Here is a 21,628-nt window from a genome sequence, read left to right as displayed (position 1 = left end):
TTTTAAGAATAATGTTCTTCTGTTTTTTGTAATCGGTTGTCTAACGCGTACGCGCCGCTTCCTGCTAGAATCATATGAAGCGAAACGACAAAAAGGGCAACCTCGAGCTCATAGCCGCCTGTAAAACCAGCACCGCTTTTCGCTGTAAAAATAGCGCCAATCATCACAATCGCAAACAAGACACCGATTAAACGCGTTTGAAATCCAAGAATCATAGCGGCTCCCCCTACGAATTCAATAACCGCAACCGCATAAGCGAAAAACGCAGGAATGCCCATGCTGTGGAAGAAACCGACCGTATTATCAATACCGCTTTGGAATTTGCCAAGACCATGAATAAAAAACGTTAGCCCTAACATAAGGCGAAGTAAAAACGTTCCAAGCTGATAGCTTTTCATTTCTTTTCCTCCTTTTTTACTTTTGTCTGCACATGTAACAATTTTAGTTACAACTGTGAACAAATTCAAGGGGTTAGAACAGAAAAACAAGATATCAGCAAATTTCTTTATCCCATTTTAAACGTTTTTTTGGAAATAAGGTTATACTCTATGCTCAGTCACGCTGAAGATAAGAGAGAAAAGCAAAAATATGGTCGTGAATAATAAGTTCTGCCGTAGGAGAATGGCTCTTCAATGGCAGGTGCTCAGAATATCGAAACCGATTGAATTTATTTACGTCAACATGGTGAACGGCCTGCACATGCAAATCTTCTATTATCGCTTTTACTTGAGCAAAAGCCGGTATCACAAGAGATTCGGCTCCAATTTTTTGCAGACACTCTTTGCTTATAGCATGAGGAACAGCTGTCATCGAGCTCATTAATAAATCTTTTCTTCCTACCGTCTCATTTAACACGTACTTCCACCCCTGCACAACATGCGTGAGCTTCGCTTCATCTTCACATACGTTTAAAGCTACATCAACGCCGCTCGCTACCGCTGAAGCAAACGGATACAACTCTTGAGCTGAAAGAACAAAATCCCCGTCTATAAAGAGAAGTATATCTCCTGTTGCTGCAAGGGCCCCCGCAGCTCTTCCGCAATCATGCCCTAACCGCTCATCGTAGACGAGGGTTTTGACACCCTGTTCTTTAGCATACGCCTCCGACTGATCAGTAGAACCGTTAATCACGACAATGATTTCTAACGGCTCGAGTTTTCTTGCTTCTGCAATCACTTGTTTGATTGTTTGTTCTTCGTTGCAAACTGGAACAATAACAGACAGCTGTTTGCCTCCGTAAAAAGAAGATAATTTCCCCCAGCCGTGCTCCACAACTGGAATGGGCTGCGCAAGCATATCCACTCGCCTTTTACGATTTGACGCCTGCGTATAGTATGTTTGAAGAAGCTGCTGATAGGAGTGCATTCGTTCTTTGCTGCGCAGCGGGCGATCAAACGGACGAAAGCTTCCTTTCCCCTGTGTTTCAATCGACATAGACATACTTACGCGGTACTGTGTTAAAAATGTCACAAATAATGAAAGAGGAGACAGCTCCCAGTAGTTTTTCAACACACTTAACTGTACACCGTAAGGCGCTTTTAAATAAGCGTTGGCATGATGAGGCTTCCCAATGGCATGATGCAAAACCGTGCTCCACGCCAGCTCGCTGCGGTTAAAAGCATTCATTTTCGTTTTTCCCCATTTGTTTAGCACCACGTCGCTATGTGCAAATAACAGCGGCTGAACAAAACGCTCAAGCTCGGAAGCCGAAAGAATAATATCTCCGTCTACAAATAAGACGGCATCTCCTTTGGCAGTCTTTGCCCCTTCCATTCTCGCTTCATGTGGAGACATACGCTTTTCTATTACTTTTACCGTGCACCCCTCTTCTTTCGCTATCTTCACTGAAGCATCGGTACAGCCATTTGCGACCACAATAATCTCAAGCACATTCACTTTTTTAATTTGCTTGAGCACGTTTTTTAACATTTCTTCCTCATTGTAAACGGGCAGAACGACAGAAAGAGTTTTCATTGATATCCCCCTAAAAAAAGAACCACTGAACAATTCAGCGGCTTCATTCATTTAAAATACCTCTTGTATCCACAACTTTCTTTGCACATTTTACAACTGACCAATCGATTTGACTGTGGTCGGTTAACACAAGTACAACATCGCTTTTTTCAACTTCTTCTTTTGTCAGCGGGACAGAAAAATACGTTTGTTTATTTAATATAGCAGAGTCAATGTAAGGGTCATGATACGTCAGCGCATATCCTTTTGCTAAAAGACCTTCACATACCGTGAGCGCCGGCGATTCACGCATATCATTTACGTCTTTTTTATACGCCATGCCTACAACAAACACGCGTTTCTCATTTGCTGCGAGCTGCTTTTCAACACGTCTAATTACTTTATTTGGCATTTCTTCATTAATATGATGAGCAGCTTCAATAAGTTCGCTTGTTAACCCATTTTGCTTTAGTTTCCATAAAAAATAAAGCGGATCAACGGGTATGCAGTGTCCTCCAATTCCAGGGCCTGGATAATACGGTGTGAACCCAAACGGCTTAGTAGATGCCGCCTGTAAGACCTCATGAAAATCAATCCCTAATTCCTCGCACAGTTCATTTGTTTCATTCACCAACGAAATATTGACAAGGCGCTGAATGTTTTCAAACAGCTTGCACATTTCCGCTACTTTTGGAGAAGAAACAGGTACGACTTGCTGAAAAATACTTTCATAAAACGTCTGCACGTGATAAAGGCAGTCTTTGCTGTAGCCGCTAATCACTTTTGGAATATACTCAATGTCGTATGACTTGTTTGCTGGATCGACTCGCTCTGGAGAGTAAGCTAAATAAAAATCAACTCCCGCCTGCAAATCAGACTCCTTTAAAATAGGTAAAACGACTTCTTCAAGCGTGCCTGGATAGGTAGAGCTTTCATAAATAACGGTTTGTCCTTTTACCATATGTTCTTTCAAAAATGTAGATGCGCTAATAACGGGCCCTAAGTCTGGATTATGATTCTCTGTAATAGGAGTTGGCACGGTTACCACTACATAATCGCATGCTTGAAATGCGGAAATACCTTTTTTTAATTCATATGCTTGAAAGTTTTTCTCGCTTTGAATCGCATCATTACGTACATCTGGAATATAGCTTTTCCCTTGTTTTAGCGCTTCAATTTTCCGGACGTCAATATCAAGTCCAATCACGGTATAGTTTTTCTTAGCAAACAAAAGAGCAAGCGGCAGTCCCACATACCCTAGACCAATAACGGCAACTTTTTTATTCATTCTTCAACACCTCAAACAAAAGATCATGTCTTCGTATGTCCGGAAGAAATTCGCCTCTTTCACTAGTTTGGCTAATATAGTACGCCATGGCCTCTACATAATCTCCTAGAATTCTCTGAGTTGATGCTGCTAGACCTTTGACTTTCATGTGCTCCTTTCGAATACGATTTGTCCGCGCCACGTCAACAAAATGAACGGCCTGAACCGTAAAGCCGTACATGATACTTTTTAATTGAAATAAAGGGGGAATAATAAGAGAATCATAGCCCACTTTCTCCATTACATCTCGTTTAATGGCATGGGGAATAGCCGTCGTTGTATTAATTGTTAAATCAGGACGTTTACAGACAAGGTTCAGAAAATATTTGGCAGTACTTACCGAGTGAATAGGATGCACTTCGTCAAGCAGACACTCTAAATTATTAAGCGCTACATCAATTCCTTGATCAGCAGCTTCTAAATACCGACGTAAATCTTCCGCAGAAATCACAATGTCTCCATCTATGAACAGGCAAATCTCACCGCTGCTGTACATCGCACCGATTGCTCGAGGTACGTTATGCCCAAGCCGCTGCTTGTAATGAAGAACAGTAGCACCCGCTTCAATTGCTCGCTTAACCGTCACTTCGTCTGCTCCGTTAGCAACCACAATGATTTCTTCCACTCCGGCTTTTTGCACTTCTTGGATCACGCTTGCAATCGTTTCTTTTTCTTCACCTACTGGAATAACAGCGCTGTATTTAACGCCTGTTTTCCGTTTCACATTCGGTGTATAAGCCGAAACAACTTCCCGGTTTCGATTGCCGTCTGTTAGTCCGCCTCTTATTCCTTTTTCTTCAATAAGATGAGCTAATGCTTTAATGTGATCTCCAATGATATAGTTAGTGGAAATAGGAAAAGGGGAATTGGTAGGAATGGTTTTATGAGTGTTTCGAATCTTGTTTGTATAAATAACGTCTGAAGAACAAGGTGCAACAATTGACATTCCTTTTAAAAGAGCAATCGTATGAGCTAGGGGCGGATGAGCTAAGTTCTCGTACCCGATTTTAGCTGCTGATGTTTTTTTGATAGCATGAGGAATAGCTGTTAATGCTTGAACAGATAAATCTTCACGCTGTAAGCATAAGTTCAGCATGTATTTCGCAATGGAAACAGGATGAGGACGCACCTTTCGTTTCATAATCCACGTAAGATTATTCAAAGCGATATCATGACCGGTTTCTATAGCTTGCGTATATTTTATCAGCTCTTGATGAGGAACCGCGATATCTCCGTCCAAAAAAAGCAAAATGTCTCCTTTTGCTTTTTTAGCCCCAATGGCTCTTCCGATATTTATGCCAAGAGCTTCCTCATAATAAATGACGCGGCAGCCTGCATCCTCAGCTATTGCCTTAGTTGCATCACTAGATCCATTTACTACGACAATAATCTCAAACGGCTTTATTTTTTGAACTTCTTTAAGCACAGGTAATAATGAATCTTCTTCGTTACAGGCTGGAATAATCACTGATACTTTCAAACTCACTCAACTCCGCTGAAAATTCGAACATACGTGATGGCTACTAGTGGAATGGTTACGTCCGTTGGCTCACCATATGAGCTTGATGTACGTACAACAGCCGCTGCGTCCGTAACAGCAAGCAGTGTTCCATTAATAACGTCAATAGCTGTGATGACTTGCACAAATGAGCCAACATTTTCTCGTAATGTATCTTGAAACATACTTTTCTCTCCTTTCGTTTAAGCGCCTTGAATAGTAACAATGCTTGTAAATGGAAGTAATACCGTTGATGTTGGAGACTCTACTAATTCTAAATAATCATCTCCTACAAATGTTACAACACCTTCTAGTGGACCAGCAGTTGTTTCAATCAAAACTTCTTTTCCGATATACTGCTCGGCAATTTCTTTAAAAGGTGATTCTTGAGATTCTTTAATAATACTTATTACGTATTCTTTGAACGTGTCGGAATAAATAACGTCTTCTACTGCTTTTTTTGTGTTTTCCTGAATAAATTCAGCAAATCGATTTGAAAACAACAGACGTTTTATCTTTTCTATATAGCGACGGTAACAACAAAAAAACATAAAGTTTGTTCCTCCTTTTTATACTGCTATCTCTTCAAATTACCTATAACCATTGACGTAACCTAAGAGATTACTTTATCAATATATACAAGCTTTATCAGAAAGGTGACAGAACTTTCATTATATTTCCATACAAATACGCACATGACCAGCCCGTTTTGCATATGATTACTTCCTACTTCCTCCTACCTACTGAAACCCAAACAAAAAAAAAAGACAAAGCTCCTAAGCTTTGTCTTTTCTTATCTATTAAATGAAGAATCAGTTGGCTGCAATACGCTTTGCTCCTATATAGCGCTCTTTCCAATAGCTTGAATTTTTATCGCTAATTGTAACGCCTTTAGAAGACGATGCGTTAATAAATTTTCCGTCTCCAAGATAAATACCTGCATGAGAAGGGCCTTCTTTGTACGTTTCAAAGAACACAAGATCTCCTATCTGCGGTTCACTTACATTTTCACCTGCTTTATAGATATCTTCAACCGTTCTTGGAATATCAACGCCTACGCTTTCTTTATATACATACTGAAGATATCCGCTGCAGTCAAATCCTGAAGGTGTAGTGCCACCCCATTTGTACGGCGTGCCCATTAAAGATTTTGCTTTGCTGATTACTTTATCCGTATTCACTTCTGATTCGCCTTCTACAACGCCGCCTTTACCTAATGCATTGTATGTATTCTCTCCAACAACTCCATCTGCCTCTAGATTATGTTTCACTTGAAAAGCCATAACCGCTTTTTTTGTTTCATAATTAAAATAACGCGATACTTCGCCTTTTAAAAATCCTTTATCTTTTAACACCGTTTTAACTTGTTCAACATCATCATTTGTCATCCCTTGTTTTAAAACCGTGTCGCCAAACGCAGCGTGTCCCATTGCCGGACTTGCAAATAATGCTCCTCCTACAAGAAGCGCCGATAGCATTTTTTTCATTTCGTTTCCTCCCCGAATCATGTTTTAAGCACCGTACAACCATACCATCTGGGGATAACAATTCAATTAATAGAAGATAACAATTTGATAACAATCTTCTTAAACAGCCTCAACTCTTGGATGTAAAACGCCGAAATATAAGAAGAAGAGAAAACAACTATTCTAGCAAATAAAGGTGATAAACATGAATTGGTTTAAACGAAACAAAGCGCACCCCGAAGCAGCGGCTGTCGAATCCGTCACTGTAAAGCTTCATGTATCGGACCCGATGATAAAAAAACAGATTAACATGATTTCCTTAACAGCAGAGGATCTCGAACGGATTGCCAGATTTCAAGTTCACGCGCTGAATGCCATCGAAGAGATCGTGAACGATTTTTACAAAGCTATTGGCGAACAGGCTCATTTGGTTGCGATTATCGAAAAGCACAGCAGCGTCCATGCATTAAAGCAAACGTTAAAACGGCATATTTTAGAAATGTTTGATGGACAAATAGACGATGCTTTTGTGGTAAAACGTCAAAAAATTTCCAAGATGCACGTCAAAATTGGACTTGAGCCAAACTGGTATTTGTGCGCATTTCAAAATTTATTTACTTCGCTTCTTTCAGTATGTGAACGTACGATGGAATCAAAAGAAGAATGTCTGGCTTTTATTGCAAGTATGACAAAGCTTATTAGTCTAGAACAGCAAATTGTGTTAAAAGCCTATGAGCTTGAATATGACGAGCAGCGCGCTGGACTTCAGACTCAAAAAGAGAAAATTCAGCTAGAAATCTCGCGTACATCATCTATCCTTTCTTCGTTATCTGAAGAAACGAAGACGTTTATGAATCAAATGCACAGTCAGTCTTCTGACGTCGTTTCTTATGCAAACAAAAGCTCTGAACTAGCAGAAGTCATTGAGAAAGAATCTGTTACGAGTCAAGCAAAATTAAAAGAAGAACAAAACATGCTTGGAAGCATACAAAAAAATACGTCGCTCATTCAAAACAAAATGAAAACGCTCGAACATACATCACAGCAAATTCATCAAATCGTTTCGATTGTTACTTCTATTGCGGAGCAAACGAATTTATTAGCACTAAACGCTTCAATTGAGTCTGCTCGAGCGGGCGAGCATGGAAAAGGATTTGCAGTGGTGGCACAGGAAGTACGGAAGCTTGCAGAAGAAACGAAGAAATCTATTGCTAATATTTCCACTTTTATCGGAGACATTCAAAAACAAATCGAAAGCGTCTCGGCATTAGGCGGAGAAGTCGCTACATTAACAAAAGATACGGCTGACAATATGAACAACATTACTTCTTTTTTCACGAACGTTCTTAGCATAACAACCGAGAACAAACAGCAAACCGTTCTAACAAAAAAAGAGCTTGAAAAAATAGCCGACGTAATGAAGCAGCTGTCTCTGCGAATTGAAAAGATGGCCCATTCCTCAGAAGAACTTGAACGGTTAACTGAAAAAAGTTGATATACAAAAAAGCCTTCTCAGCTTGCACAAGAAGGCTTTTTTATTTTTTCAAGCTAGCGGGCTCTTGAGAAGAACGTTCGATAAACTGGACAAAATCCTCTCCGTATATACTTCGAATCAGAGCCGTCAGCTCCACAAAGTCAGGCAGCTCTCCGTAAACATCTCGAAGCGGCATCGCTCCTTGAAACAAAGGATTTTCAAGAGGGTTATAATCCTCAAGCGTTTTTAAAAACATCTTTTTTCCTTCTTCTGTGAGCTGTACGTATGTATTCCGCTTATCTTTCTCATTTTTAGAAAGGGTAAGATAGCCTCGCAAGTGCAATTTTTTTGCAAAGTTAAAAGCTGTGGATAAATGCATGACGCCTAGCTTTGAAATGTCGGTCATCGACGCAATTTCCAGCTGATAAGCAATCCCCAAAATGTGATGCTCATTAATGCTCAGATCGTACGGCTTAACCCACTGCTCCCAATCCTTTTCAGTAGACTTCCAAAGAGCTTTGCTTACTTGCATCACAAGCTGATTAAACAGCATGGCATCTTTAATTGTATCTTGATTTAACGTGCGTTTCACCTCTTCACTTCCTCTCTAGAAATGCAACCGTTCACATCATTTTCCCCTAAGACTTTATAAACAAAAAGAATGAAAATATATACAGAATATTATACATGATTGCTTATATATTTCAACTTATTTTGCATAAAAATAAATTTAAACGTTTCTTTATGTAAAAAAAACAGGCGTGAACGTTCAGCGTTCACGCCTGTTTTTTAATGAATATACCGTTTACCAACCAGAAGGTTTGAAATAACGTCCGTTGGAATTTCAAACTCAACGTTTCCCATATATCCTGGGGCGACTTTGTATTTATCAAATACAATTCTAAGCTTATGATCTTTCGTAATGTAGAAGCTTTGATTTTCATCAATCTCTTTAAAAGGATCCATACCTTCTTCAGTCAGCCAGTAGATTTTGCCTTCTTCATGTTTCATTTGATCTTTCATTTGCTGTTTAATATTTTCACTAATGACCTTTATATAGCTTTGATCTTTGAACAAACTTGGAAGCGTAACGAGCACTTCGTGTTTTTTATCAATCGTGTCGTACTGATTGACGCTCGACGTTGTTAATCGATTCTTGCACAATATCAAGCGCATCTTCTTGATTCTTTACATAGCTAAAAGCAAGCCGGTAAAAATCCGCTTTATGCTCGGTTACGCACGCTATGAGCACCTGATGTGCATCATGTTTTTTCATCGTCTTTCATACCCTTCTATTTTCTCTTGCTGAAGTACATCTATAAGGTAGACGGAATGAGTAGAAAAATAGTTTGGTTTTTTTAAAAAAAAGTAAAACTAAATGATGGTCTCATGCGTCTATTAGGTAGATATATACAAAAAGGGGAATATTACTACATGAAAACCATGGGCTACAAACGTATTTTGACACTGCTTGGATGCTGTATTTTGCTTCTTGGTACAGCAGGGTATATTGTCAAAGCAAACAGTACAGAGAAAAAAACGGCAAATATTCAAACAGATCAAACCTATCCAAACGTTGAAATTCAGACGCTAGTTAAGGACCTTACCGACGGAGGCTATGCCATTAGCTACCCTTCCTTTGGTAAAAAAGAAATCGATCAATCTATTCAAGCTTACGTAACAGATCAAGTTGCACACTATGAAAAAAAGCTGAAGAAGCAGTCAAAAAAGAAAAAAGCTGAGTTAACGATTACATATAAAATCGTCCATTACAGCAAGCAAACGCTAAGCGTTGTCTTTGATGAATATGAATCTGTAAATGGAGAGAAAGGAACGTCTTCTCTCAAAACCTTTACCTTCGACCTGCCTGCTCAAAAACAAATGACGTTAAAGGATTTATTTAAAGAAGATGCAAACTATTTAGATCGCCTTTCGGCTATTTCATATGCTGAATTAAAAAAACAAATGAAAACAGCTGATTTTGACCCGGACCTTCAAAAAGGCACTCAGGCAGCTAATCAAAATTTCAGTCAGTTTGCGCTGCTTGAAAACAGTATTGTGATCTATTTTAAGCCTTATCAGCTAGGTGCTGAACAAACGAAAACCAAAACAATCGCTATCCAAAAAGATTTATTTAAAGACATGCTGAGCGATGCTTACAAAGACGAAGCAGCAAATAAAAATAAAGTCAAAGAAACGCCTCCAAAACATATCGTTAACGAAATGCCGCGGCAAGGAGCGCCTATTGATCCAACTAAAAAAGTCGTTGCGATGACCTTTGATGATGGGCCTAACCCTTCATCTACCAATTTGATTTTAGATGGATTAAAAGAAGTGAACGGGCACGCTACCTTTTTTGTGTTAGGAAGCCGCGTTCAATATTATCCTGAAACAATCGAACGTATGGTCAAGGAAGGCAACGAAGTCGGAAATCACTCTTGGGATCACCCTCAGCTCACACGTTTGAACGAAGCGCAGGTCAAACACCAAATAGGCGATACCCAAGCGCTCATTAAACAAGTGAGCGGCTATGAACCGCTGCATGTACGCCCTCCCTATGGAGCCGTGAACGCAAATGTAAGACGTTATATCGGAAATGTTGGCGTGACTCTATGGGATATCGATCCCGAAGACTGGAAATATAGAAACGTTCCTCACTCCGTTCAAGCGGTTATGAGCCAAGTCGGAGACGGAAAAGTTATTTTAATGCATGATATTTATCAAACAAGTGCCGAAGCAGCGGTTGAAATTATGAAGCAGCTTCACGCACAAGGGTATCAGCTTGTTACGATTTCACAGCTAGAACAAGTAAAAAAAGAGCGGGAGCAGCTGCATGTGCAGTAGCAGATAGCAGACGAACGCGCTGCAGCCATCCTAATGGCTACAGCGCGTTTGCTTTTTTCATGCGATGTTTAATAAATGCTATACAGAGCAGCGTAAACGGAATCACTACGTGAAAAGGGATAAAAAGCAACACCGGCATAATCGTTAGCCCTTCTTTTAAATGCTCTTGAAAATTACTTGCAATCGTCAAAGAAAAAAATAAAATTACCGTGCCCACAGGATATGTGAGCGCAGAAGGTCGTTTCACCTTAAACAGTGTGGAAAGTCCAACAATCACGGCGTAAAAAAAGACGCTGATTTTAACAAATCCTCCGATGACTAAGGCAATCATAAAAAACACGTCCAGCCGTTCTAAAAAATCAGCTACCCTAATGCTCTCTACCGTACTTAAAAGCGGAAAGACTGACCTGTTAGTCAATCCTATCCCTAATACACTCACATTAATCGCCATTGTAATTGCTAAATTAATGCCGCTTAACACAATGCCGCAAAGGCCTACAAGCTTTACTTTTTTAGGATCTTTTACATATGGAAAAATCATCGTAAACACAACAGCTTCTCCGTACGGAATATACAGAGTCTGAGTAGCCACCGTTTTCAAAACTGGCCAAATCCCATCTTCGAGTATCGGTTTTAAAGAGCTAAAATCAATTAAGCCTGAAACAAAAATAAGCACAAATCCTGCTACAGCCAAGATATACATCAAAATAAACATTAGCTCTCCTGCCCGAGCCACTACTTCAAGTCCTTTGTGCACGGTATAAATAATCAACAGCATCAGCATCGCGTTCACCACAAACAAAGGGCTGTCGGGATAGCCAAATGTCAGCAGCATTTCTCCAAAATCTCGAAGTACGCGAGCGGCAGCATATGAAAAATGAAGCAAATATAAAAAAGCAAGTGCGGATCCCAAGACTTTTCCTAACAGCTTTTGCATGTATTCTGTCGGCAGCATGTTAGGGTAGTACCTATACAGCCGGTAGTAAATGAGGTAAAGCAACAAGCTCCCAAACATACCGAGTAAAATAGCAAGCCAGGCGTCTTGTTTTGCATCCATTGCAAGCGGAATGAGCAATGCGCTTCCATGTTCAAAAAGGACGATTAAAATAAAAAACTGCACAGAGCTAATTTTCACTTTTTCCACTCATTGCTCCCTCCTGTTTACTGTCGTTGTTTTACCGCATCAGACATAAACGACTTGTTTCGCAAACCTGCTCGTCTTACATACGCTTCTACTTTTACATCCATCTCCACTTCAGGAAAATACACATCGCTCCACTCGTGCTGAAGCCTTTTCCACTGCCTCGGATAATTTTCGTGCACGACTTCTCCAAATCCCACAACATCCGTCTGTTTCTTTTGAGCAAAAGCAAACGCTTCTTTTATTTCGTTTTCAATCGCTGCTTCTATTTTTTTTTCAATATCAAGAATCACAAATGGATTTTTAATATCTACAGGTACTTCCATTTCACCAATATCTCCTTCTACCCTAGTTCTTACAATCATCTTTGGTTTGCCGTTCACCATATTTGCACTCACGTTTGTTCGCTGACGGACGACTTGATAAGCAATAGCTTTCTTTTTATCTTTCCATGAAATATTCACATCTGTTCCCTGCACTTTATCCCGCAGCCACATTACGCCTCGCGCTTTTTTTCCATATAAAAATGTAATCAGCCTGCCATCTTTAAACATGCCGAGTCCTTCTGCACGAAGAGTCGATTCAGGAGCAGTTTGCTGCAGATTTTGCAGCGTTTGGGCTTTTTGAGCACTACCTCTTATTCCAAACCCTGACATCAGCGCTTGACTTCCAGGAGATTCGAGGTTTTTCATAACTTCTTGAGCCGATACTTTCATATGTTCTCCCCACTTTTGCTCTGTGAGCTCCAGCGTTTTAAGGACTTTATTAGCTGGAATTTTATCAATTGGCGTAAGAGATTTTACAAAGCTGGAAGCTTTTACGCCGTTTGCAATGACCATATCAGATGTAATTCGAAATTCCGGATCTCGGTCAATGGCATCAATAATAACATCAATGCCTTCGGTTCTCGCAAGACTTTCTCCGATAACAATTAAGTTTGTATGAGCGTAGTACAGTCTTCTTGATACAGTGCTCGATGCTCTTCTGCTTGCTTCCACTAAGTTTGCGCCTTTTGCTCCGTATACAGAAACAGACGGACTTTGTGTACCTCCGCCGCCTCCTTGAAGACCGCCGGCTACGTTGCCTGGATTAATAATTTGCAGCGTGATTTGATACTGACCATCTTTTGTTTTATCAATTCCCATCGCTGCGACAATCGCTAGATCGGTTAATTCCTTACTGCTCCAGCAGCTTGAAAGAAAGCAAATCGTAAACGCCATTACTGTACATAAGAGCCCTTTACGCATCATTTTGATCGCCTTCTTTCACCGTAGTGTTTGCCATTCCTCGGCTTTTAGGAGGCATTGGCCGCTGTCCGTCTCCTTCTCTCGTCATATTTCCACTGCTAATGAGCCTTGGTCTTTGTCTAAGCATCCACCACGGCATGCGAACAATGGTATCACCTGAGTTGCTCGGAATAAATGGAGCAAGAGGCGTCATATATGGAACGCCAAATGAACGAAGACTGCAGAGGTGAACAATCATCATTAAAAAGCACAGAATAATGCCATAAAATCCAAAAGTAGCTGCTGCAATCATAAAAACAAAACGAATGAGCCGTGCAGAAATCGCAATGGCAAAAGAAGGTGTAGCAAAGCTTGCAATTGCCGTCATCGCCACAACAATAACCATCGCTGGAGATACAATCCCCGCTTGAACCGATGCTTGCCCAATCACGAGCGCTCCTACAATTGAAACTGCAGAACCGATCGCCCTTGGAAGTCGAATACCGGCTTCTCGCAAAATTTCAAATGTGACTTCCATAATGAGCGCTTCAACCAAGGAAGGAAAGGGAACATCTTCCCGCTGTGCAGCAATGGCGATGAGCAGCTTTGTGGGAACCATTTCCTGATGAAACGTTGTGATCGCTACATACGTAGCGGGTGCAATTAGTGAAATAAAAAAAATAAGAATGCGTAAAAAACGAATCGATGTTGCAATATCAAAGCGCGAATAATAATCTTCAGGAGACTGAAAAAACTGAATGAAGACAGCCGGTGCAATCAGCACAAATGGCGTTCCGTCTACAAAAATCGCAATACGCCCTTCTAACAAATTTCCTGCAACGATATCGGGACGCTCCGTGTGATACATCGTAGGAAAAGTAGTGTACGTTTGGTCTTCAATAAGCTGCTCCACATAGCCTGATTCTAAGATGCTATCGATATTAATTTGGTTAAGACGCTGCTTCACTTCTTTTACGATTTTGTCATTGGCAATTCCATTAATATACATCATTGAAACATCTGTCTGCGTTACTTTCCCAATTTTCATCGTTTCTACCCATAAGTCGGGCGATTTGATAATTCGCCTAACCATGGGCATGTTTTTAGCAATCGATTCCGTGAACCCTTCCTTCGAACCCCGAACGACAAGCTGTGTAGTCGGCTCTTGAATCGAACGCCACTCTCCGCCTTTCGTACCTGCACTCATTGCATGGTTGTTTCCATCTATTAAAATAAGCGTGTCTCCTGACATCAAGGCTGGAAAAACTTCACTCCACGTATGTAAAATCGCAACGTCTCCAATTCCTACTACATCTTCTTTTAATAACGTAAAGGCGTTTTGAGGCGTTATTGGTTCAGAAAACACGTCATCTTTCATCATGGTGTCTACTAAAAGCTCTTGAATAGACTGATTGTCTACAATCCCGTCTATATAGATAACAGCCGCTTGAATGGATGCCCGTTCCCCGATTTTTATATAGCGGATCACCATATCCGAGCTGTTCCCCGTTCGCTTTTTTATGTTGGCTATATTACCTTCAAGCGACTGCTTCAGCAGTTCTTGTTCCTCCGGTAGCGAACCTTCTGTTTCCTTTTTATTGTCTTTGCTTTTTTTATTTTTAAATAAAGAAGGCACGATTAAAAACACCTTTCTTTTCTTTTTTTTAGCTTTTTCCAAATAAATGCTTTGTATGCAATTTTTAATAGAGCAATCAAAGCGTAAGACAAAAAAAACAACAAAAACTATCGGTAGAATGTTTTTAAGAAAAAAACAAAAACGGAGAGTGAGACGTATGAAAATCGTTTGGATATCAGCTTTGCTGTTAGGATGCTTAATGGGATTTTCGATCAGTGTGGATATGATGCAAGGGTTTAGTTTTTCAATGGCTCTTCAAAATGCCTACAGCCCGTTTCGCGTAATGGAGTTCGCCGAATTATTTGTTCTTTTTTTCCTTTTATTCTGTTTTGCAGCTGAAATATTTTACCGCTCATACAGAGTAAAAAAGGCAAAACAGCGCCAAAGATAAAACTCTGCGAAAAACACATATTTCTCCCTTTTACCACCTATTCTCCTTTTCATTTAAATGTTATAATTTTCATAATTGGAAAAACTTTTACACGCCTTTCTGCATGGAAAGCTGTACGCTTAAACTACAAAATAAACATTGACTTTGAACTAAAAGGTGAAGAAATGATGAAAAAAAAATTAGCCGTTATTAGTACAGCTTGCTTACTTATTCTTGCAAGTGATCCCATCCCTTCTTATGCTACTCCCGATTCCCCGGATTCCTCTTCCGATGTTTTGGACCAGTCAACAGACGTGGATACAACTGAAGATGTAAAAGCTATTTTTGACTCTCTCTATCAAGAAGGCTATTCGCTTGGAGAAGAAGATGGATACGCACAGAAAAAATTTGAACATTTTGATCAAACAACAGGGCTGGACAAATCTTCTGAAGAATTCACGTGGTTTATGATGGGGTATACGGTAGGATATAAAAAAGGTCAGCAGCAAAAAGAGGAAGAGCTTAAGACTGAACAAGAAAATGAAATGGCTGCCGGCGAAGAGGAAGGCTATCAGCAAGGCGTCCTTGATTACAAACATGCTACTATTCAATCAGAAATCGATCCTTTCCCTTCTAAGTCCTCCGACTGGAATAAAGGTTATGTTCAAGGCTACAAAAAAGCTATTTCTTTAATGGACTTATCTGTTAAAGCAAAAAAAGAAGGCTATGACCAAGGTCTTGAAAATGATTCAATGAGTGTTCCGAGCATGTATGATGATGAGGATGTCACACGTCAGGCTTTTACAGAAGGCTTTGAAACCGCTCAAGCCGAAGTGCTGGAGCAGCAAAAAAAGCAGTTTGAAAAGCAAGGCTACGTACAAGGTTATCATGACCTTCCACTCCAAGTACCTGCAGAAGCAGAAGGCGAATTGCAAACAGCCTTTGAGCAAGGATATGAAAAAGGACAGAAACAAAAACAAAAAGACGTAAAAGCAGACGGATACGACTCAGCTTTCACTTATCAGACCTATAGAGCGCCTAAAAGTCTTCAGGACAAGCCTGAGCTAGAAAAATGGTACAAAGCAGGTTTTTATTCGAATAAAGATGTGAAATCTTTACAGCAAAAAGCTTATAAAGACGGCTGGAAACTCGGAAAAGAAATGAGCGTTCCGAAAAAATACAAGCAAAATAAAGCTGCGGTGGCAATGTACAAGAAATATTTTGAACAAGGCCAAAAAAAGCAGGATAAAACAGTGAGTCATATCCTGCTGGGCAGCGGTATTGTTCTTACACTGGTTGCCCTTATCACACTATGGAGGCTCCGCCGACGTAAAAATGAAGACACAACACTAGATAGCTAAAAACGAGTACATAAAAAACCCGGAAAATCGTGCTTTTCCGGGTTTTTTATGTTAAATAATCATTCGTTTATTTTCCGCAAGCTGAACTTCTTGCTCTTGTTTTGACTGATTTTGTTTTCGAATTTTCAAATAATAATAAACATAGCAGCCTATAAAGAAAATACCTCCGCAGTATAACGCCATTCGCTGTTCAGGATCAAATGCAAGACTGATCATAACGATACAGTTCGTAATAAGCGCTACGATAGGAAGAACCGGATAAAGAGGTGTTCTAAATTTCAGATCTTCTACTTTTCCACCTTTAGCCACGTAAGCACGACGAAACGCAAGCAGTGAAGCTGTAATCGCAATCCAGCCAATTTGAGCGCCAAGTCCAGCTAGTGAAATCAGCCATACAAAAACGGTTTTAGCTGCCACTACGCTTGAAAGCAGCGAAAAACATGAAATTACAAGCGTAATTAATAGTGCATTAAACGGAACTCCTCTTTTGTTAACTTTTCCAAGCGCAGGACTTGCCATTCCTTCTCTTGAAAGAGAATAAAGCATACGTGTAGCCGCGTAAAATCCAGAGTTTGCGACTGAAAGAAGAGCAGTTAAAATGATAAAGTTCATAATATCCGCCGCGTAAGGTACACCTACACTGTCTAACACAACAACAAACGGACTTTCTACGACGCCTGCTTTTTCACGAGGAATCATGCTTGCTAGGACAAACACGGATAAGACGAAAAAGAAAAGCGTACGCCAAACCGTTTGCTTAATCGCTTTTGGAATTGTTTTTTCTGGATTTTCACTTTCCCCTGCCGCAATTCCAATCAATTCTGTTCCTTGGAACGAAAAATTCACCGTAATCATTGTAATTAGCAAAGCCGTTACGCCATTTGGAAACAGCCCTTCGGCAAAGAAGTTTGATAGAAGCGGTGCTTCCTGTCCGCTTTTCATATCAATGAGTCCAAACATTGCCGCTCCGCCTACAACAATAAACATAATGATGGCGAAAATTTTAACGCTTGAAAACCAAAATTCTGTTTCACCAAATGCTTTAGCTGAAAGTGCATTTAGTGAAAAAATTAACGCTCCAAAAATGGCGCACCATAACCAAACGGGCGAGTCTGGGAACCATCTTTGCATTAATTGCCCGGCAGCTAAAAACTCAAGTGCCACCGTTACTGCCCATCCTAGCCAGTACAGCCATCCAATCGCAAAACCGGTTGCAGGGCCGATAAATTTAGTGGAGTACGTTTGAAACGATCCTGCAACTGGCATAGCAACGGATAATTCTCCAAGACACAGCATCGTTAGATACATAATGATCCCTCCTACTAAGTAGGAAATCATTGCTCCCATCGGACCTGCTTCATTGATGGTATAACCTGAACCAAGAAAAAAACCGGTACCAATACATCCTCCTAGTGATATCATAAAAAGATGTCTTGTTTTCATCGTTCTTTTTAATTCTCCTGGCTGCCCCTGTGGAATATTCATCCCATTTCCTCCCTTTGCTGCATAAAAATGAAATCGCTTTCATTTTTTTAGGTTTATTTTGTTTTTCTAGCCGCTTACTAGGTAGCTCTTCATGGCTGAAGTCCATTAATGCCGGATGTTTTTCAAATGGCGCCAGCCCCGTAGCGAGGATGGCAGCCGATTAGCCCTGCATGACCGTTTATTGATCATAACAGATTTTCTTCTACACGATACCTATAAGTAGCTCTTTCTTATAAAAGCTTATCGCCAAACAATGAACTCATTAACGCAACCGCTACTTCTGCAGTTTTGTTATGCTGATCTAAAATAGGGTTCACTTCTACAAATTCAGCAGATGTCACCATATCTGCTTCCGCTAGCATTTCCATTGCTAAATGACTTTCTCGGTAGCTGATGCCGCCTTTTACAGGTGTACCTACGCCTGGTGCATCATCCGGATCTAAGCCGTCTAAGTCCAGCGACAGGTGCACGCCGTCTGTACCGCTTAAATAATCAATCGTTTCTTTCATCACTTGCGTCATACCTAAACGATCAATTTCATGCATGGTATACACTTTAATTCCTTTTTCTTTAATTAACTCTTTTTCACCATCATCCAATGAGCGTGCACCGATAATAACCAGATTTTCAGGTTTAATTTTTGGGGTATACCCTCCAATATTTAAAAGTACAGGATGTCCAATACCCAAGCTCACCGCTAACGGCATGCCGTGAATGTTGCCTGATGGGGATGTTTCAGCTGTGTTTAAATCACCGTGAGCATCATACCAAATAACGCCTAAATTTTCTGAACCTTTTGCGACTCCTGCAAGCGTTCCAATTGCAATGCTGTGGTCTCCGCCTAATATTAACGGAAAGCGGTCTTGCTCTCTCACCTCTTCAACTCTTGCAGCAAGCTGTTCATTTCCGCTGGCTACAGCCGCTAAGTTTTTCAAATTCGTATTTTTATCTACGTCTGCCCGCTCTTTAATTTCTACTTTAATATCGCCTTCATCGTGTACGGTATAGCCAAGAGCTTCTAAGCGTGTATTCATGCCTGCATAGCGGATCGCGCTCGGCCCCATGTCTACACCCCTTCTTGTTTGTCCGTAATCCATTGGTACACCGATAATTGAAATGTCTTTTTTCATTTTCTATACCTCCGTTGCATTTTATTCTGTGTGAAGTAAACATAGGTGTTTATGTAACTATGTATTTTTTTCATTGATACAGCCCCTCATCTATTTCTTATGCAAAAATGATGCCAACTTTGTTTGTAGCATTCTATCAGTCTTTTTATTACGGGTTTTCTTACACACGCCAAAAAAACTGTCAGTTTCTACAACTTTTTGGCAAAACACGCAAATTTTTTTGTCGTTCGGTTTAAAATCGCCAATTTTATTTGCTTTCATAAAAAAAGATTGCGACATAACAAAATCCATTCAATTTAAAGATGAACAAATGGAATAAAGGAGCGAGTATGGATCGCTCGTTACACCGCTGTTGATTTCCGTGCAACAGCTAGAAGTAACTACACACTGAAAACCTACGTTTGCCATACCAATAAAAAAATCCGAACGAGTTGGATTCTTCATCAAGAATCTCAATTCATCGTTCGGATTTTTCTTCACCTAAAATACTTTTGTCCCAGTTTCTTTTTTAATTTGTAATAACGTCTCCGTCTTCATCATCGCCGGCATCGTCTTCACCAGGATCTTTTTCTAATGAGACCACTTTCTTTTCGTCATCCCATTTCACTTTGTAGCCAAGTGATTTGGCTACTTTGATAACTGATAAATAAGAGTGATGATTTGGTGTATACAGCTTTAAGTCACTCGAATCAATGACGCCTAAGCCTAACAGCAGGCGATCAGACTGAACGTAAGGCTTTCCATCAATCAGCTTCACTTGCTTATCAGTAAATGGATAAACGGCACGGTTGACTTCAACTGTAAATTCTCCTTTTTTCTCTTCTTTAATTGGTTTTGGCTGTTTCGATACATATTTAATTGCGTCTACTCCTAATACCGTGCCCTGGCGCGTATTATCAGCGCCTCCGTACATTTTCCCCGTTTCATAGTCATAGATAACCGCTTGAACGTTTCCAATATGCTCAGGCTTTTCTTCAAACGCATGTCCTTTAGCCATCATTTCAAGAATTGTATCTTGGCTAAAGCCAGGTTCCCATCTTACGGTTGGATAGCCGCCTGAATAAATACGAGGTGTTAAAATCGCTTTTTGAATCGGCATCTTATGGTCAATAACATTCATAATCGTTTCTGCTACAGACGCAATAATGGTTGGGCCTCCCGGTGAACCAATTGCCATGAACGGCTTTCCGTCTTTTAACAGCATCGTTGGAGACATGCTGCTTCGAGGACGTTTTTTAGGCTCAACCTGGTTCACGCCTCCCGGAGTGGCATCAAAATCTGTCATTTCATTGTTGAGCATAAATCCGTAGTCAGGAACCATAATTCCTGAACCAAAAACTTGTTCAATGGTAGTCGTGTAAGAAACCATGTTTCCCCATTTGTCTACAACAGAGAAATGAGTCGTTTGGCCGATTGGATTTTCTTCCTTTACTGTTGCTTTATTTGGATTTTCTTTTCCTTCATATTTCCAAGGGTCTCCTTCTTTGACATTAGGCGTTGCTTTGTTTGGATTAATTAATTTACGACGTTCTTTAATATAATCTTCATCTAACAGTCCTTTTTTCGGCACTTCGTAAAAGTCTTCATCTGCCATATACGCCGCGCGGTCCGCGAAAGCTAAGTGCATCGCTTCCGTTAAATGCTGCAAATACTGAGGCGTATTGGAACCCATTTTTTCTACATCATAACCTTCCATTAGCTTTAAAATCTGCTGCACGGTTAATCCGCCGGAGCTAGGAGGAGCCGCACTAACCACATCGTAGCCTCGGTAAGTTGTTTTGACCGGCTCACGTTCTTTTACAACGTAATTTTTCAAATCATCCATGGTCATGTTTCCATCGCGTTTTTGAACTTCTTTAACAAGCGCTTTTCCAATTTCTCCTTTATAAAGAGCATCTGATCCTTCTTTTTGAATAAGCTTTAATGTTTTAGCAAGATCCGGCTGAACAAGCTTATCTCCTTCTTTCAACGGCTTGCCATTCGGCACAAATACATTACCGGCCGTTTGGTATCTTTCAAGCTTGTCTACATTTTCATCAATGTACTGAGCCATCGACCAATTTACTTTGATTCCTTGTTCTGCTTGAGTAATAGCTGGTTTAATAACATCTGATAAGTCCATTGTTCCATAATCTTTAAGGGCTGTTTCTACTCCTTTTAGCGTACCAGGAACTCCAACTGCCTTTCCTGTTATGTGACGCTTACTGAAAGGGATGACTTTTCCTTTTGAATCTAAAAACAGCTTAGGCGTAACATCAGTTGGTGCCATTTCACGGCTGTCTAGCATCGTAATTTTATCTTTCTTTTTTTCATAAATCATCATAAAGCCGCCGCCGCCGATACCTGACATCATCGGTTCCACAACGTTTAGAGATAATTGAATGGCAGCTGCCGCGTCCACAGCGTTTCCGCCTTCAGCTAAAACTTTCCTTCCCGCTTCAGCAGCCAGCGGGTGAGATGCCGCTACAATTCCTTGTGTAGCACCTCGTTTCATTGAATGGTCGACACCCGGAACTTCAGCAGCAGCTGGTGTGACAACTAAACTTAAACTACATAATGCAATAACCAACATCTTCATAACCTTCATCTGGGTCTCCTCCTTCAAATACATTATTTCACATCGCCTGAAACGATGGATTTCACAAAGAATAAATTGGTTTATTATAATATTTTTTACATATGTGTATAAATAAAAAGCAAAGTAAATCAGACCTTTG

General features: G+C 40.3%; 18 protein-coding genes and 2 pseudogenes. 4 read left to right on the top strand and 16 right to left on the bottom strand.

The features are described 5' to 3' along the window. Window positions 1–2: 2 nt before the first annotated feature. From AC2YJL_RS05155 to AC2YJL_RS05125, 7 genes are all read right to left on the bottom strand, one after another. Window positions 3–398, bottom strand: coding sequence for a DoxX family protein (locus AC2YJL_RS05155; RefSeq protein WP_154992285.1), 396 nt, complete (start codon window positions 396–398; stop codon window positions 3–5). Between the two features lie 154 nt (window positions 399–552). Next, window positions 553–1,974: a glycosyltransferase family 2 protein gene (locus AC2YJL_RS05150; RefSeq protein ID WP_251568487.1), complete on the bottom strand. Its 1,422-nt coding sequence runs from the start codon at window positions 1,972–1,974 to the stop codon at window positions 553–555. A gap of 43 nt (window positions 1,975–2,017) precedes the next feature. Beyond that, a complete protein-coding gene (locus AC2YJL_RS05145; protein ID WP_230933395.1) occupies window positions 2,018–3,241 on the bottom strand; it encodes a nucleotide sugar dehydrogenase in 1,224 nt (407 codons plus the stop codon). Continuing rightward, window positions 3,234–4,760, bottom strand: coding sequence for a glycosyltransferase family 2 protein (locus AC2YJL_RS05140; RefSeq protein WP_230933396.1), 1,527 nt, complete (start codon window positions 4,758–4,760; stop codon window positions 3,234–3,236). Before AC2YJL_RS05140 ends, AC2YJL_RS05145 begins: the two co-directional genes overlap by 8 nt. Before the next feature lie 2 nt (window positions 4,761–4,762). Beyond that, window positions 4,763–4,963 (bottom strand): hypothetical protein, encoded by a 201-nt coding sequence (locus AC2YJL_RS05135; protein ID WP_230933397.1) that lies wholly within the window; start codon window positions 4,961–4,963, stop codon window positions 4,763–4,765. Window positions 4,964–4,981: 18 nt separating this feature from the next. Next, window positions 4,982–5,329, bottom strand: a complete 348-nt coding sequence (locus AC2YJL_RS05130) for a DUF2642 domain-containing protein (protein WP_230933398.1) — start codon at window positions 5,327–5,329, stop codon at window positions 4,982–4,984. Window positions 5,330–5,590: 261 nt separating this feature from the next. Next, window positions 5,591–6,265 (bottom strand): C40 family peptidase, encoded by a 675-nt coding sequence (locus AC2YJL_RS05125; protein WP_251568484.1) that lies wholly within the window; start codon window positions 6,263–6,265, stop codon window positions 5,591–5,593. 184 nt (window positions 6,266–6,449) lie between these two features. Here AC2YJL_RS05125 and AC2YJL_RS05120 point away from each other — a divergent pair, with 184 nt between their 5' ends. After that, window positions 6,450–7,739, top strand: coding sequence for a globin-coupled sensor protein (locus AC2YJL_RS05120; protein WP_230933400.1), 1,290 nt, complete (start codon window positions 6,450–6,452; stop codon window positions 7,737–7,739). Window positions 7,740–7,779: 40 nt separating this feature from the next. Here the strand turns inward: AC2YJL_RS05120 and AC2YJL_RS05115 are convergent, their stop codons facing one another. The 3 genes and pseudogenes from AC2YJL_RS05115 to AC2YJL_RS05105 form a co-directional block, all read right to left on the bottom strand. Next, window positions 7,780–8,310: an HTH-type transcriptional regulator Hpr gene (locus tag AC2YJL_RS05115; RefSeq protein WP_013058578.1), complete on the bottom strand. Its 531-nt coding sequence runs from the start codon at window positions 8,308–8,310 to the stop codon at window positions 7,780–7,782. Window positions 8,311–8,507: 197 nt separating this feature from the next. Beyond that, window positions 8,508–8,843 (bottom strand): annotated as a pseudogene (locus tag AC2YJL_RS05110) (RsiV family protein); the annotation flags it as partial. A 22-nt stretch (window positions 8,844–8,865) separates the two neighbouring features. Then, window positions 8,866–8,994 (bottom strand): annotated as a pseudogene (locus AC2YJL_RS05105) (RNA polymerase subunit sigma-70); the annotation flags it as partial. A 158-nt stretch (window positions 8,995–9,152) separates the two neighbouring features. On the opposite strand from AC2YJL_RS05105, the gene AC2YJL_RS05100 reads away from it, so the two are divergent. Further along, window positions 9,153–10,562 carry a polysaccharide deacetylase family protein gene (locus tag AC2YJL_RS05100; protein ID WP_195696135.1) on the top strand — a complete coding sequence of 470 codons (1,410 nt, stop codon included), beginning with the start codon at window positions 9,153–9,155 and terminating at the stop codon, window positions 10,560–10,562. Between the two features lie 37 nt (window positions 10,563–10,599). Here the strand turns inward: AC2YJL_RS05100 and AC2YJL_RS05095 are convergent, their stop codons facing one another. Genes AC2YJL_RS05095 through AC2YJL_RS05085 form a run of 3 tightly spaced genes read right to left on the bottom strand, consistent with a single transcriptional unit; the run spans window position 10,600 to window position 14,565 of the window. Continuing rightward, window positions 10,600–11,706, bottom strand: coding sequence for a GerAB/ArcD/ProY family transporter (locus tag AC2YJL_RS05095; protein ID WP_195696134.1), 1,107 nt, complete (start codon window positions 11,704–11,706; stop codon window positions 10,600–10,602). 17 nt (window positions 11,707–11,723) lie between these two features. Then, on the bottom strand, window positions 11,724–12,953 hold the full coding sequence (locus tag AC2YJL_RS05090; RefSeq protein ID WP_014458677.1) for a Ger(x)C family spore germination protein: 1,230 nt from the start codon (window positions 12,951–12,953) through the stop codon (window positions 11,724–11,726). Then, complete coding sequence (locus AC2YJL_RS05085) at window positions 12,943–14,565, bottom strand: spore germination protein (RefSeq protein WP_195696133.1); 1,623 nt, start codon at window positions 14,563–14,565, stop codon at window positions 12,943–12,945. The genes AC2YJL_RS05090 and AC2YJL_RS05085 overlap by 11 nt, the downstream gene beginning before the upstream one ends. A 157-nt stretch (window positions 14,566–14,722) precedes the next feature. Between AC2YJL_RS05085 and AC2YJL_RS05080 the strand changes: the two genes are divergently transcribed. Further along, window positions 14,723–14,956 (top strand): YczF family membrane protein, encoded by a 234-nt coding sequence (locus AC2YJL_RS05080; protein WP_014458674.1) that lies wholly within the window; start codon window positions 14,723–14,725, stop codon window positions 14,954–14,956. A gap of 164 nt (window positions 14,957–15,120) precedes the next feature. Further along, window positions 15,121–16,296 carry a hypothetical protein gene (locus tag AC2YJL_RS05075; protein WP_251568480.1) on the top strand — a complete coding sequence of 392 codons (1,176 nt, stop codon included), beginning with the start codon at window positions 15,121–15,123 and terminating at the stop codon, window positions 16,294–16,296. A 51-nt stretch (window positions 16,297–16,347) separates the two neighbouring features. Here the strand turns inward: AC2YJL_RS05075 and AC2YJL_RS05070 are convergent, their stop codons facing one another. The 3 genes from AC2YJL_RS05070 to ggt all read right to left on the bottom strand — a co-directional run bounded on the left by AC2YJL_RS05070 (window position 16,348) and on the right by ggt (window position 21,498). Next, a complete protein-coding gene (locus tag AC2YJL_RS05070; RefSeq protein WP_043978423.1) occupies window positions 16,348–17,781 on the bottom strand; it encodes an amino acid permease in 1,434 nt (477 codons plus the stop codon). Between the two features lie 230 nt (window positions 17,782–18,011). After that, on the bottom strand, window positions 18,012–18,911 hold the full coding sequence (gene rocF, locus AC2YJL_RS05065; RefSeq protein WP_013058586.1) for an arginase: 900 nt from the start codon (window positions 18,909–18,911) through the stop codon (window positions 18,012–18,014). A gap of 508 nt (window positions 18,912–19,419) precedes the next feature. Then, the gene (gene ggt, locus AC2YJL_RS05060) at window positions 19,420–21,498 is read right to left on the bottom strand and encodes a gamma-glutamyltransferase (protein ID WP_230933404.1); all 2,079 of its coding nucleotides are present in this window, start codon (window positions 21,496–21,498) and stop codon (window positions 19,420–19,422) included. Window positions 21,499–21,628 lie beyond the last annotated feature (130 nt).

The organism is Priestia sp. SRI_019, from assembly GCF_057586255.1.
This window is presented reverse-complemented; position numbering and strand designations above follow the sequence as displayed.

Bases quoted from the DNA above. Each gene is read 5' to 3' on its own strand.
- AC2YJL_RS05155 (WP_154992285.1), bottom strand. From the start codon at position 398: ATGAAAAGCTATCAGCTTGGAACGTTTTTACTTCGCCTTATGTTAGGG.
- AC2YJL_RS05150 (WP_251568487.1), bottom strand. From the start codon at position 1,974: ATGAAAACTCTTTCTGTCGTTCTGCCCGTTTACAATGAGGAAGAAATG.
- AC2YJL_RS05145 (WP_230933395.1), bottom strand. From the start codon at position 3,241: ATGAATAAAAAAGTTGCCGTTATTGGTCTAGGGTATGTGGGACTGCCG.
- AC2YJL_RS05135 (WP_230933397.1), bottom strand. From the start codon at position 4,963: ATGTTTCAAGATACATTACGAGAAAATGTTGGCTCATTTGTGCAAGTC.
- AC2YJL_RS05130 (WP_230933398.1), bottom strand. From the start codon at position 5,329: ATGTTTTTTTGTTGTTACCGTCGCTATATAGAAAAGATAAAACGTCTG.
- AC2YJL_RS05125 (WP_251568484.1), bottom strand. From the start codon at position 6,265: ATGAAAAAAATGCTATCGGCGCTTCTTGTAGGAGGAGCATTATTTGCA.
- AC2YJL_RS05120 (WP_230933400.1), top strand. From the start codon at position 6,450: ATGAATTGGTTTAAACGAAACAAAGCGCACCCCGAAGCAGCGGCTGTC.
- AC2YJL_RS05100 (WP_195696135.1), top strand. From the start codon at position 9,153: ATGAAAACCATGGGCTACAAACGTATTTTGACACTGCTTGGATGCTGT.
- AC2YJL_RS05090 (WP_014458677.1), bottom strand. From the start codon at position 12,953: ATGATGCGTAAAGGGCTCTTATGTACAGTAATGGCGTTTACGATTTGC.
- AC2YJL_RS05080 (WP_014458674.1), top strand. From the start codon at position 14,723: ATGAAAATCGTTTGGATATCAGCTTTGCTGTTAGGATGCTTAATGGGA.
- AC2YJL_RS05075 (WP_251568480.1), top strand. From the start codon at position 15,121: ATGATGAAAAAAAAATTAGCCGTTATTAGTACAGCTTGCTTACTTATT.
- AC2YJL_RS05070 (WP_043978423.1), bottom strand. From the start codon at position 17,781: ATGAATATTCCACAGGGGCAGCCAGGAGAATTAAAAAGAACGATGAAA.
- rocF (WP_013058586.1), bottom strand. From the start codon at position 18,911: ATGAAAAAAGACATTTCAATTATCGGTGTACCAATGGATTACGGACAA.
- ggt (WP_230933404.1), bottom strand. From the start codon at position 21,498: ATGAAGGTTATGAAGATGTTGGTTATTGCATTATGTAGTTTAAGTTTA.